The sequence below is a fragment of the Microbulbifer sp. YPW16 genome (assembly GCF_021290385.1).
In the GTDB taxonomy this organism is placed as follows: Bacteria; Pseudomonadota; Gammaproteobacteria; order Pseudomonadales; family Cellvibrionaceae; genus Microbulbifer; species Microbulbifer zhoushanensis.
Window position 1 is genome coordinate 4,054,252 of sequence record NZ_CP089928.1, and the last position, 12,840, is coordinate 4,067,091.

The following is a 12,840-nucleotide window of genomic DNA, read 5'->3' on the forward strand; positions in this document are numbered from 1 at the left end:
TTTGGCCGATCTCACCTTTTTCTTTTTCCTGCTCGCTGCCATCGCGATTGGCTGGCTGCTGGGGCGCAGGAGCCTGAGAAAAAAGGCGGACTGCAGCGACCAGCAGCAGGCGCTTGCGCGCACCTATGTGCAGGGCCTGAACTACCTGCTGAGCGAGCAGCACGGCGACGCCATCGACAAGTTTATCGATTCGCTCGAGGTGAGCAGCACCACCTTCGATACCCACCTCGCCCTGGGCAACCTGCTGCGCAAGCGCGGCGAGCACGACCAGGCCATCCGCGTGCACCAGAACCTGCTGGCGCGTCCCAGCCTGGCCCGTAGCAGCCAGCACCGGGCACAGCTGGAGCTGGCCCGGGACTATATTGCCGCCGGCTGGCTCGACCGGGCCGAGCGCCTGCTGCAGGAGCTGGTGGAGTCCTCGCCGGATCTCCGCAATACCAGCCTTGAGCACCTGGTGGAGGTCTACCGGGACGAGCGTGAATGGGCCAAGGCGATCCACGCGGTGAACCTGCTGCACGGTCGCCGTTTCAAGCGGATGCCGGAAGACTGGGCCTCCATCCAGGCTCACTTCTGTTGCGAGCTGGCCGAGGATGCCATCAACGGCAAGGATTACCTGAGTGCCCGCAAGCATATCGATGCGGCACTGGGTTACGACCGCAGCTCGGCCCGCGGCAACCTGCTGTGGGCGCGACTTGAGTACCTGCTGGGGCGCCCGGAAGAGGCCATCAAGGCCCTGCAGAGGATCCCGCGGCAGAATCCCGACTATGTGCCCGAGATCCTCGACCTGCTGACCACCTGCTACGAGTCCCTGGGCGACGAGGCCGGGCTCGACCGCTACCTGGAGCAGTTGCTGCGGGAGCACCCCACCAACAGCGTACTGATCAAGCTGACAGAGCGCATCGAGCGCCAGAAGAGTGAGGCAGAAGCGGCGGAATTCATGGGGCGCCAGCTGGCCGAGCGTCCCTCCCTGCGGGGGCTGGGGCACTTCCTGGACCTGCATATCGACAGCACCGAGGGGCGCGCGCGGGAGAACCTCTCCCTGCTCAAGACCCTGATTGACCAGCTGATTGCCTCCCGCCCCCACTATCGCTGCAATAACTGTGGTTTTTCCGGCAACCAGCTGCACTGGCTGTGCCCCAGCTGCAAGCACTGGGACACGGTGCGCTCGGTGAAAGGGGTAGAGGGGGAGTAGGGCAGCCGCCAGTGATCGTTTTATAATGCGCCGCAACGCAGCTTTCTTTTCAGAGGTAAGACATTGCAATCCCAGGTTTCTTCTCCCGTTATCGTCGCTCTCGACTACAACAACGCCGACCAGGCCCTGGCCATGGCGGACCAGCTGGATCCGGGCCTGTGCCGGGTCAAGGTGGGGAAAGAGCTGTTCACGGCAGCGGGACCGGAACTGGTGCGGGCGCTGGTGGGGCGCGGCTTTGAAGTCTTCCTCGATCTCAAATTCCACGATATCCCCAACACGGTAGCCGGTGCAGTGCGCGCGGCCGCCGACCTGGGTGTCTGGATGGTCAATGTCCATGCCAGCGGTGGCAGCCGTATGATGCGGGCCGCCATGGAGGCCATCGCCCCGCTGGGAGAGAAGCGGCCACTGCTGATCGGGGTGACAGTCCTTACCAGCACCGCCCCGGAAGAGCTGCCGGAGATCGGTGTCGAGCGACCGCTGCAGGAACAGGTTGAGGCACTGGCGAAGCTGGCGCAGGAGAGCGGCCTGGACGGCGTCGTGTGTTCGGCCCGTGAGGCCGGGGCCTTGAAGAAGCTCTGCGGAAAAGAGTTTGCGCTGGTGACCCCGGGCATTCGCCCCAGTGGTGCCGCTGCCGGCGACCAGCGTCGAATCGTCACCCCCCGCGACGCCCTCGATGGTGGCTCCGACTACCTGGTAATCGGCCGGCCGATTACCGCTGCCGAACAACCACTCGAAGCCCTTAAAGCAATACTCAAGGAAATTCAATAACCGTGTAAGCGCGTGTAATCAGGTTGCCCCCAAAGTTACCGGGAGAGCTGGTAGAGTCTGGCGTGTCCGGAGTCAAAGGCAGTCCCGGCGTCAAGGAGACCAATAAACGCTTGGAGGCACGATATGAAACTGATCCGTATCCCGTTGCTCGCACTTTTTGCAGTATTTGTCCTGGTCTACGGCTCGAGCTATGCCGTCGCAGACGAGGTGGCCGGCGATAAAGAGGCCGATGTGGCCGCGATGGCGGCGAGCACAATCAACATCAACCAGTCCACAGCGGAAGATATCGCCGCGGTGCTGGAGGGCGTTGGCCCGGTACGTGCAGAAATGATCATCAAGTACCGGGAGGAAAACGGTCCTTTTACCTCGGTGGAGCAGCTGCTGGAGATAAAGGGGATCGGCACGGCGACTCTTGATAAGAATCGCGACAAAATTACGCTCTGAATTCGCTTTTGCGGTAGCTGTCGGTGTTTAAGTCAGAACTTTTCGACTAAGGTGGCCCGCAGTTCGAGTGAACAACAATTAAACGAAGTAACTAAATGAGTCGTTGGGTCATTATCGGGGGCACCGGTTATATCGGTGCGGCACTCTGCCACCAGCTGGCCGAATCAGGGCTGCCGGTGGTGTCCGTCTCCCGCGCGCCGCAAGGAAACCCCTGCTGTGCGGGCAATGCCCTCTACACCCATCAATCCATTTCCCTGAGCCCGGGCACTGACCCGGGTTTTGTGTTTCAGCCCGGCGACCGGGTCATTTACGCCGCGGGCCTGGCGGATCGCCGCCAGTGCGAGCGCCAGCCAGGCCTGGCGCGCTGGCTCAACAGCGATTGCCCGCTCATCCTGCTGCAGGCCGCCGATGCCCGGGGAGCAGAGTCGTTTACCTACCTCTCCAGCGTCAAGGCCATGCGGCCGCCCCGGGGCGTGCTGGCAGATGAGGGCGCGGGGGAGCCGGCAGGTGACGCCTACGGCCGCAGCAAGTGGGATGGCGAGCGGCAGTTGCTCAGTTTTGCGGCGGCTTGCCGGGTGAACATTATCCGGCCGGCGGCTGTCTACGGAGAAAGTGTCAGTGAGGGCGCGGCAGGTAGTCCCCGCCGCGCCGGTCGCCTGCGGGCCCTGGTGCGTCGCCTGGGCCGGTTCCTGCCGGTGGTCCCGGCCAGTGGACGGCGCAGCTTTGTCAGCCTGCCGGATCTGGTGAATGCCATCGTGATGGTGGCGGGAGCCAGCCATTGCCGCGGCCAGGTCTTTATTGCCGCCGAGCCGCGCTTTTATGACCTGGCGGGCATCCTGTCCGACTGTGGCGTGAGGACCAGCGGCAGCGAGAGCCTCACCCGGCTGGTACTGGGGCCGCTCAGGCCGCTGCGTGCATTGCCGCAGGTGCGTGCCCTGCTTGAGCTGGATGCCAGTGAGCTCTATAGTGCGGCGCGCCTGCGCCGGGCACTGGCCTGGAAGGCGGAGCGACGATATAGCCAGTATTTGCGAGGTAACCTGTGACAGAGTGGATGGCGGAGTGGTGGCTGCCGCTGGCCCTGGCTGCAGTGGCCAGTTACGCGGTGACGACGTTGATGCTGTCAGGAGCCACGCGGCTTGCCATGGATGTGCCCAATCACCGCTCGATGCACGAGGCCCCGGTACCGCGGACCGGCGGCTGGGCATTGCTGGTGGGGTGCGCGCTGGCGATTGGTGTGTCTCCCGTGGCACTGTCACCACTGGTTGCCGCTGCCTTCGGGGGGCTGTTGCTGATTTCGGTGATCGACGACTTCCGCCATGTCTCCGCGGCAATTCGCCTGCCGGTGCATGTGGCTGCCGTGGCACTGATATTGCTCTCTTTACCTGCACCACTGGCCTGGTGGTGGTACCCACTCCTGCTGCTGGCAGGGGTGTGGATGGTGAACCTCTACAACTTTATGGATGGGATTGATGGGCTGGCCGGCAGTATGGCCGCCATCGGTTTTGGCTGCCTGGGCCTGCTTTGTGCCTGGCGCGCCGACTGGGGGCTCGCGGGCCTCTGCGGGATCATCCTGGTCACGGCGCTGGTATTCCTGCGCTTTAACTGGCCACCGGCAACGATTTTCCTGGGGGACGCCGGTTCCACCTGTTTCGGCCTCGCTGCCGTGGCGGTGTCGCTGTTCGGTTGGCAGCGCGGTACTTTCGGCCTGCTGGTGCCGATCGTGGTTTTTGCCCCCTTCTGGGTGGATGCCACGCTTACGCTGGCCCGGCGGATGCTCAATGGCCAGCGTTGGTGGGAGGCGCACCGTGAGCACCGCTACCAGCGCAGTGCCCTGCGGATTGGGGTCCGCAAAACCCTCCACCGCCAGGTGGCCGCCATGATTGCCATGGCAGTAGTGGCCCTGGCCATGGCGGCGCTGGGGTTGGCATAGGCCCGCACAGGGGGCGAACTGTGGCTATGCCACGGTGACGGCAGGACAGTTTAAAAAGAATGAAAGGACCCGGCTGCTGCCGGGATAATGGGGAAAGCTTGGAGCTGAAAGACCTGTGAAGCGTTTATTGCGATCGGTCCAGAAAAATTACAAGCCGGCGTTGATGCTTCTGCACGACCTGCTGATGCTCAGTGTTGCTTTCATGGCAGCCATGTCGATCCGCCTGAATGGGGTGGGGTGGGCGCTTGAGAGTGAGATGCTGATCTGCCTCGGGCTGACCCTGGCATCGAGCAGTTTCATTTTCCTGCGGCTTGGGCTCTACCGTACCGTTATCCGCTATATGGGCCAGCAGGCGCTGGTGGCCGTGCTGCAGGGGGTGACGGCCTCCGCGGTAGTACTGGCGGTTGCTTCCTACCTGACTTATGCCGGTGTGCCGCGCTCGGTACCGGTGATTTACTGGTGTTTCGCCCTGATTGCCGTGGGTGGGTCCCGCTGGCTGGTGCGTGTCTACTACCAGATGGCGATGGAGATCCATAAAACCCGCGTGGCCATTTATGGTGCGGGCACTGCCGGTCTGCAGCTGTACAAGGCACTGGTCCACGGCGAAATTTACAAGCCAGTGGCATTCTTTGACGATAATGCCTCCAAGCAGAAGACGCTGATCGACGGCGTACTGGTCTATAACCCGGCGAATATCCTCGATGTGGTAGCGGAGCGCGATATCTCCGAAGTGCTGCTGGCCATGCCCGGCGTGCCCAAGCGCCGCCGTCGCGAGATCACCCGGGCGCTGCGTGAGCGCGGGCTGGTGGTCAAGGTGATCCCGGGCCTCGAGGAGCTGGTTGATGGCGCCGGCCGCAGTTCCGACCTGTCGCAGATTTACGAGAACGTGCTGGGGCGCGCACCGGTGGAGCCGGAGAGTTCGCTGATCGCCTCCTCGATCAGTGGCAAGGTGGTGCTGGTAACCGGAGCCGGTGGCTCGATTGGCTCGGAATTGTGCCGGCAGATCGCCCACTGGCGGCCCGCGCACCTGGTCATGCTGGAGAACTCCGAGTATTCGCTCTACCAGATCGAGCGCGAGCTCTACCAGCAACAGCAGGACGAGGGCGACCCGATCATGGTTACGGCCCTGCTGGGTGATGTGCGCGACCGCGGCCGCATGGCCGAGATCATCGACAGCTTTTCCGTCCAGACCATCTACCACGCGGCGGCCTACAAGCATGTCCCGCTGGTTGAGCAGAACGTGGTTCTGGGCACGGACAACAACGTGCTGGGGACCCTGTCGGTGCTTGAGGCGGCGGAGGCTTGCGGTGTGGAGCAGTTCGTACTGGTGTCCACCGACAAGGCCGTGCGGCCCACCAATGTGATGGGGGCCACCAAGCGGCTGGCGGAACTGATCTGCCAGGATTTTGGCCGTCGCTTCAGCAGGACACGTATCTGTATGGTCCGGTTCGGTAACGTGCTGGGCTCTTCCGGCTCGGTCATCCCGCTGTTTACCGACCAGATCAATGCCGGCGGGCCGGTGACGGTCACCCATCCCAAGGTAACGCGCTATTTCATGACCATTCCCGAGGCCGCGCAGCTGGTCCTGCAGGCCGGGAGTATGGGGCGCAATGGCGATGTATTCGTGCTCGATATGGGTGAGCCGGTGCGCATCTACGACCTGGCCCGCCGCCTGATCCAGATCATGGGACATACCGTGCGGGATGAGGAAAACACGGAAGGTGATATCGAGATCCAGATCACCGGCCTGCGCCCGGGCGAGAAACTCTATGAGGAATTGCTGCTGGGTGACAGCGTGTCCGGCACCGACCACCCCATGATCATGCGGGCTGAAGAGGAGCGCCTCGACAGCGAGCAGTTGCAGGCACTGATCGCCGATATGCGCGATGCCTGCAACCGCTATGACTGCACCGAGGTTCATCAGCTGCTGCAGCGCGCGGTCCGGGATTACAACCCGAGGCACAGCATGGTGGATGTGGTCTGGTCCAGGCAGCAGGGCGAGGCGCCGGTAACGAAGGGTGCCGAGGTGAAGTTGCTGCCGGTCAGTGGTGAGGCGGTGAAATAGGGCGGGTTGCCCACAGTCAGCTTCCAGGATTTACTAAAGCCTCCCGGTGGGAACCGGGAGGGTTTTTTATTGGTCCCCAGGCCCCTGGCGGGAGCACACGAGGTGCGCCCCTACGGTGAATCTGGGGCTGCGCTGCAGGCGGGTAGGGTGCAGTGAACGCAGCGCATCGCGCGGGTTCCGGGTGCGGTGCATTTCGCAGTGCTCAATGCGCCCTACAAGTCGGGCCCTGCCGTAATCTTGTAAACCCTTTCTTCCCTGGTGCCGCTTGTAGGGGCGCACCTTGTGTGCGCCCGGGGGCGTATCGGGCTCCTCCGGCCACCAATCACAGATTGGCGGCGTTCGGCTGCGTGCGACGTGTCCGTCGCCAACGCTTGCCTCACCCAACTGGGCTCTTCTCGCCCAGCAGATAGTTGAAGGCCAAATAGTAAAAAGGCCCCTCAACTCTCGTTGAGGGGCCGCTGTCTATTTTTGGCTCCTCCGGCCGCCAATCATAGATTGGCGTCGTTCGGCTGCGTGCGACGTGTCCGTCGCAAACACTTGCCTCACCCAACTGGGCTCTTCTCGCCCAGCGCATACTTGAAGGCCAAATACGAGAAAGGCCCCTCAACTCTCGCTGAGGGGCCTTTCTCGTATTTGGCTCCGCCTGCTGGGCTCGAACCAGCGACCCATTGATTAACAGTCAATTGCTCTACCAACTGAGCTAAGGCGGAATATCTTGTCGGCTGTGCCGTTCAGATGGCGCGTATAGTATAGACGCCCCCCGGGTAGGTCAACCCCTTTTTTGCACTTTAACTTATTGATTTACCAGTATTTTAATTTTGACACCGGATTGTACAAAAACACGGCAGGATGGTGGTCAGGCGCTCAGTTCGACCATCATCGTAGATCCTGGCGTGGGGATTTGTGGCCGGCGAGTGGCTCGGCCTACAATCCGGGATTGCTTTAACAAGGTTCAGGCGAAGTAGTTTATGGAATCGCGTCCGTTTCAGGTTGTTTCTAAATACGAGCCCGCGGGGGACCAGCCGGTCGCTATCGACAGCCTGGTGGAGGGCATCGGCGACGGTCTCAGCCACCAGACCCTGCTGGGTGTGACCGGGTCCGGTAAGACATTCACCATGGCCAACATCGTCGAGCGCCTGCAGCGTCCCGCCATCGTGATGGCCCACAACAAGACCCTGGCGGCGCAGCTGTATGGCGAGTTCAAGGAGTTCTTCCCCAAGAACGCGGTGGAGTACTTCGTCTCCTACTACGACTACTACCAGCCGGAAGCCTATGTGCCGTCCTCCGACACCTTTATCGAGAAGGATGCCTCGGTCAACGAGCATATCGAGCAGATGCGGCTGTCCGCCACCAAGGCACTGATCGAGCGCCGGGATGTGATCGTGGTGGCAACGGTATCGGCCATCTACGGCCTGGGTGACCCGGACAAGTACCTGAAGATGGTGCTGCACCTGGACCGGGGCGACCTAGTGGACCAGCGCACCATCCTGCGCCGGCTGGCGGAGCTGCAGTACACCCGCAATGACACCGACTTCCGCCGCGCCACCTACCGGGTGCGGGGTGACGTGATCGATATCTACCCCGCGGACTCGGACCTGGAGGCGGTGCGCCTGTCCCTGTTCGACGAGGAGATCGAGGAGATCACGCTGTTCGATCCGCTGACCGGGGAAGTGTTCAAGAAGGTCCCGCGTATCACCATCTTCCCCAAGTCCCACTATGTGACGCCCAGGGAAACCATTGTCAGCGCCATCGACCAGATCAAGGAAGAGCTGCGGGTGCGCCTCAAGCAGCTGCGGGACAACGACAAGCTGCTCGAGGCCCAGCGCCTGGAGCAACGCACCAAGTACGACCTGGAGATGATGCAGGAACTGGGCTACTGCAACGGCGTCGAGAACTATTCCCGCTACCTGTCCGGGCGCGATTCCGGCCAGCCGCCGCCCACGCTGTTCGACTACCTGCCGCACGATGCCCTGCTGTTTATCGACGAAAGCCATGTCACCGTGCCGCAGATCGGCGGCATGTACCGGGGCGACCGCTCGCGCAAGGAAACACTGGTGGAGTACGGCTTCCGCCTGCCGTCGGCGCTCGATAACCGGCCGCTGAAATTTGAGGAGTGGGAGCACCTGGCGCCGCAGACCGTATTCGTCTCGGCCACGCCCGGGCCCTACGAGGCGGAGCATGCGCAGGCGGTGGTGGAGCAGGTGGTGCGCCCCACCGGCCTGGTGGACCCGGTGGTGGAGGTGCGGCCGGCATCGACCCAGGTGGACGACTGCCTTTCCGAGATCCGCCGTTGCGCCGAGGCGGAGCAGCGGGTGCTGATTACCGTGCTGACCAAGCGCATGGCCGAGGACCTGACCGAATACCTGAGCGAGAACGGCGTGCGGGTGCGCTACCTGCACTCGGATATCGACACCGTGGAGCGGGTGGAGATTATTCGCGACCTGCGTATTGGTGAGTTCGATGTGCTGGTGGGCATCAACCTGCTGCGGGAAGGCCTGGATATGCCCGAGGTGTCGCTGGTGGCGATTTTCGATGCGGACAAGGAGGGCTTCCTGCGTTCCGACCGCTCCCTGATCCAGACCATTGGTCGCGCCGCCCGGAACCTGCAGGGCAGGGCGATCCTCTATGCCGACAAGGTCACCGACTCGATGCAGCGCGCGCTGGACGAGACCGAGCGCCGCCGCGAGAGGCAGCTCGCCCACAACGCGGAGCACGGCATCACGCCCCAGGGTATCCGCAAGAGTGTCGCCGATATCATGGAAGGCGCCATCGCCCCCGGTGTGCCCAGGGGGCGGCGCAAGGTGGCCGAAGGCAAGGGCAAGTACAAGGCCGGGCCCGAGCCGCTGTCCGACAAGGAGAAGTGGGCAAAGATCGAGGAGCTGGAAGAGCAGATGTACCAGCACGCCAAGAACCTGGAGTTCGAGTCCGCCGCGCGGCTGCGCGACGAGATCACTGCCCTGAAAGAGGCCGGTTGATCCGGGCGGGAGCGCTAGCCGGCGCTCCCGCGTCCCGGGTTCCCGCCTTCCGGTTTATTTTCCCCGGCCGCACTACCTGCAGTGGCCTTTTGCCTCGCCCCGGCGCTTGCCGGGCTGCTGCCGCTGCGGGATTTCAACAACAGCAGGCTGCCGATAATGATCGCCATGCCCAGCAGGTGCATGAGTGAGAAAGGTTCCCCCAGCACCCAGGCGGCCGCGACCAGGGTGACCACCGGCCCGGAACTGCCGATGGCGCCGGTACTGGCCGAGCCGATGCGCTCGATGGCGGCGCTCATCATCAGCGACGGTATCACCGTGCACAGGAAAGCCACCGCCAGGGCGTAGCCGTATACCTGCCACGGTTGTGCCAGCCTGTCCCAGCTCCCCTGTACCAGGAAATGAATGGCGATGGCGCCACTGGCCGCCAGCATGGCCAGGGCGGTGAACTGCCGGCTGCCGAGCCTGCGGATCGGTGCCTCGCTGAAAGTCACATAGAGCGCAAAGCAGAAAGCCGCGCCCAGGGTCAGCAGCGCGCCCCAGCTGGTGGCGCCCAGGCCGGTCCAGCCCGGCACGGCCTCGCCGGTGGAAAACTGCTGATCCTGCCAGTAAATCAACAGGATGCCGGCGTAGGCGCCGAGAATGCACAGCAGCTGGCGCGGTTCGACCGGCTTGCCCAGCACCCACCAGCCCAGTACCAGCACCATGGTGGGGTACAGGTAGATGATCAGGCGCTCGAAGTTGGCGCTGATGTAGCGCAACCCCTGCAGGTCCAGGAAGCTCGCCATGTAATAGGCGCAGATGCCCAGGGCGATGGTCAGCGCCAGGGTGTGCCCGGGCACTGGCTGCCACTGCCCGCGGGTGCGCAGGCTGGCCAGGATCGCCAGGTAAAAGGGCAGGGCCAGCAGCATGCGCAGCAGGATAAAAGTTTCCACGTCCACGCCGTGGCGGTAGGCCAGCTTGATAAAGATGGCCTTGATCGAAAACAGTGCCGCGGCCAGGAGGGCGAGGGCATAGCCGTTGTCGAGCAGGTTGGGTCCTGTGGCTGGTCTGGCCGGCACGGCGGTTTCCTTGCGGGGTTGGATCGGGCCGGACATGCTACAGGTGATGTGCATGCAGCTACAGTAAGTGGCCATGCGGTGGGTATTTCCCGCAGCCCGGTAGCGGGAACCGTTTGCTGAATCGCGCGCCAGCTGGCGTAATAAATTTCTGGCATAAGTGTGTTGAAAAGCCCAAACCGTGGTGCTAAAGTTCGCGTCCTCTGCAGCGGGCACCCCCCGTTAGCAAGCCTCCAGACCCGTAGCTCAGTTGGTTAGAGCGCTGCCTTGACATGGCAGAGGTCAGCAGTTCAAATCTGCTCGGGTCTACCAGATTCTCTTCCCGGCGCCGAGGCGCCGGGTTTCCCTGGCCCACAGACAGGGCCAACTGCCCGCAAGGCAGACAGCCGACGGGCAGGTAATCACGCGGTCTTTCGTAGGGATCGCCACTGATAGAAGGACGTACAATGCCTGTTGTCACTCTTCCCGATGGTTCCCATCGCGTATTCTCTGACCCGGTTTCCGTACACGATGTTGCCGCCGATATCGGTCCCGGCCTGGCCAAGGCCGCGCTCGCCGGTGTTGTCGATGGCAAAGAGGTGGATACCAGTTATGTGATCCACCACGATACCCAGCTGGCCATTGTGACCGATCGCCAGCCGGAAGGGCTGGAGATCATCCGCCACTCCACCGCGCACCTGCTGGCCCAGGCGGTCAAGCAGCTGTACCCGGGCGCCCAGGTCACTATCGGCCCGGTGATCGAGGACGGCTTCTACTACGATTTCGCCTACGAGCGCCAGTTTACGCCGGAAGACCTGGAGAAGATCGAGAAGCGCATGGAGGAGCTGGCCAGGGAAGATATCCCGGTCAGCCGTCGCCTGATGCCCCGCGACGAGGCGGTGAAGCACTTCCGCGAAATCGGCGAGGAGTACAAGGCGCAGATTATTGCCGATATCCCCACCGACGAGGATATCTCCCTTTACCGCCAGGGCGACTTCGAAGACCTGTGCCGCGGGCCGCACGTGCCGTCCACCGGCAAGCTCAAGGCCTTCAAGCTGACCAAGGTGGCCGGTGCCTACTGGCGTGGTGACGCCAGCAACGAGATGCTGACTCGCGTCTACGGTACCGCCTGGGGCAACAAGAAAGACCTCAAGGCCTACCTGCACCGCATCGAGGAAGCCGAGAAGCGCGACCACCGCAAGCTGGCGAAGAAGTTCGATCTCTTCCATATTCAGGAAGAGGCACCGGGCATGGTGTTCTGGCACCCGAACGGCTGGACCATCTACAGCACCGTTGAGCAGTACATGCGCCAGCGCCAGCGCAAGGTGGGCTACAAAGAGATCAAGACCCCGCAGCTGGTGGACTTCAGCCTGTGGGAGAAGTCCGGCCACGCGGACAAGTTCGGTGACGACATGTTCTCGCTCACCAGCGAGGAGCGCCAGTTCGCCATCAAGCCGATGAACTGCCCCTGCCACGTGCAGGTGTTCAACCAGGGCCTGCGCAGCTACCGCGACCTGCCACTGCGCCTGGCGGAGTTCGGCTCCTGCCACCGCAGCGAGCCGTCCGGCTCCCTGCACGGCCTGATGCGGGTGCGCGGCTTCGTCCAGGACGATGGCCATATCTTCTGTACCGAGGACCAGATCCAGTCAGAAGTGTCCGATTTCATGGACCTGCTGCACTCCGTGTACCGGGATTTCGGCTTCGAGGAGGTGATTTACCGCCTCTCGACCCGCCCGGAGCAGCGCGTGGGCTCTGACGAGAGCTGGGACAAGGCCGAGAAGGCCCTGGCGCAGGCGCTGGACGAGGCCGGCCTGCCCTGGGAAGAGCTGCCGGGCGAGGGCGCCTTCTACGGGCCCAAGATCGAGTTCTCCCTGAAGGATTGCCTGGGCCGGGTATGGCAGTGCGGCACTATCCAGGTAGACTTCTCCATGCCGGGCCGCCTGGACGCCCAGTATGTGGCGGAAGACGGTTCCCGCCAGACCCCGGTGATGCTGCACCGCGCCACCCTGGGGTCCTTCGAGCGCTTTATCGGTATCCTGATCGAGCACTACGAGGGGGCCTTCCCCACCTGGCTGGCACCCCAGCAGGTGGCGGTGATGAATATCACCGATCGCCAGGCCGATTACTGCCGTGACCTGGAGCAGCACCTTGGTGCCCTGAACTACCGTGCGGTCGCCGACTTGAGAAACGAGAAGATCGGTTTTAAAATCCGCGAGCACACATTACAGCGCGTTCCTTATCTGCTGGTGATCGGCGATAAGGAAGTAGAGAACCAGACGGTCGCAGTGCGGACGCGCAGCGGCGAGGACCTGGGAACCATGACTTTCGAGTCATTCCTGGAGATCCTCGAGCAGGACGTGAACCGCCGCGGCCGTACCTCTATTGAGGGCGAAGGTTCTGAGCACTGATTTCTTTGGTAACTGGAGACGATA

At 62.9% G+C, this 12,840-nt stretch carries 9 protein-coding genes and 2 tRNA genes; 9 read left to right on the top strand and 2 right to left on the bottom strand.

Annotated features, from left to right (window positions below; genetic code table 11):
• Position 1: 1 nt before the first annotated feature.
• The 6 genes from lapB to LVE68_RS17645 all read left to right on the top strand — a co-directional run bounded on the left by lapB (position 2) and on the right by LVE68_RS17645 (position 6,399).
• Positions 2–1,192, top strand: a complete 1,191-nt coding sequence (lapB, locus tag LVE68_RS17620; protein WP_232941754.1) for a lipopolysaccharide assembly protein LapB — start codon at positions 2–4, stop codon at positions 1,190–1,192.
• Positions 1,193–1,255: 63 nt separating this feature from the next.
• Positions 1,256–1,960, top strand: a complete 705-nt coding sequence (gene pyrF / locus LVE68_RS17625) for an orotidine-5'-phosphate decarboxylase (RefSeq protein WP_232941755.1) — start codon at positions 1,256–1,258, stop codon at positions 1,958–1,960.
• Between the two features lie 123 nt (positions 1,961–2,083).
• A complete protein-coding gene (locus LVE68_RS17630) occupies positions 2,084–2,404 on the top strand; it encodes a ComEA family DNA-binding protein (protein WP_232941756.1) in 321 nt (106 codons plus the stop codon).
• A gap of 95 nt (positions 2,405–2,499) precedes the next feature.
• Positions 2,500–3,447, top strand: coding sequence for an NAD-dependent epimerase/dehydratase family protein (locus LVE68_RS17635; protein ID WP_232941757.1), 948 nt, complete (start codon positions 2,500–2,502; stop codon positions 3,445–3,447).
• Positions 3,444–4,334, top strand: a complete 891-nt coding sequence (locus LVE68_RS17640; protein ID WP_232941758.1) for an MraY family glycosyltransferase — start codon at positions 3,444–3,446, stop codon at positions 4,332–4,334. Before LVE68_RS17635 ends, LVE68_RS17640 begins: the two co-directional genes overlap by 4 nt.
• Before the next feature lie 115 nt (positions 4,335–4,449).
• Positions 4,450–6,399, top strand: a complete 1,950-nt coding sequence (locus tag LVE68_RS17645) for a polysaccharide biosynthesis protein (protein WP_232941759.1) — start codon at positions 4,450–4,452, stop codon at positions 6,397–6,399.
• A 634-nt stretch (positions 6,400–7,033) separates the two neighbouring features.
• Here the strand turns inward: LVE68_RS17645 and LVE68_RS17650 are convergent.
• Positions 7,034–7,109, bottom strand: a tRNA-Asn gene (locus LVE68_RS17650).
• Positions 7,110–7,367: 258 nt separating this feature from the next.
• Here LVE68_RS17650 and uvrB point away from each other — a divergent pair.
• Positions 7,368–9,374, top strand: a complete 2,007-nt coding sequence (gene uvrB, locus LVE68_RS17655; protein WP_232941761.1) for an excinuclease ABC subunit UvrB — start codon at positions 7,368–7,370, stop codon at positions 9,372–9,374.
• Between the two features lie 14 nt (positions 9,375–9,388).
• Here the strand turns inward: uvrB and LVE68_RS17660 are convergent, their stop codons facing one another.
• Positions 9,389–10,432, bottom strand: coding sequence for a DMT family transporter (locus LVE68_RS17660; protein WP_232941763.1), 1,044 nt, complete (start codon positions 10,430–10,432; stop codon positions 9,389–9,391).
• 232 nt (positions 10,433–10,664) lie between these two features.
• On the opposite strand from LVE68_RS17660, the gene LVE68_RS17665 reads away from it, so the two are divergent.
• Together LVE68_RS17665 and thrS are read left to right on the top strand one after the other, a co-directional pair.
• Positions 10,665–10,741 (top strand) — tRNA-Val (locus LVE68_RS17665).
• A gap of 134 nt (positions 10,742–10,875) precedes the next feature.
• The gene (gene thrS / locus LVE68_RS17670; protein WP_232941765.1) at positions 10,876–12,816 is read left to right on the top strand and encodes a threonine--tRNA ligase; all 1,941 of its coding nucleotides are present in this window, start codon (positions 10,876–10,878) and stop codon (positions 12,814–12,816) included.
• Positions 12,817–12,840: the final 24 nt, after the last annotated feature.

Coding starts and splice junctions, on each gene's coding strand:
- LVE68_RS17630 (WP_232941756.1), top strand. CDS start 2,084: ATGAAACTGATCCGTATCCCGTTGCTCGCACTTTTTGCAGTATTTGTC.
- LVE68_RS17635 (WP_232941757.1), top strand. CDS start 2,500: ATGAGTCGTTGGGTCATTATCGGGGGCACCGGTTATATCGGTGCGGCA.
- uvrB (WP_232941761.1), top strand. CDS start 7,368: ATGGAATCGCGTCCGTTTCAGGTTGTTTCTAAATACGAGCCCGCGGGG.
- thrS (WP_232941765.1), top strand. CDS start 10,876: ATGCCTGTTGTCACTCTTCCCGATGGTTCCCATCGCGTATTCTCTGAC.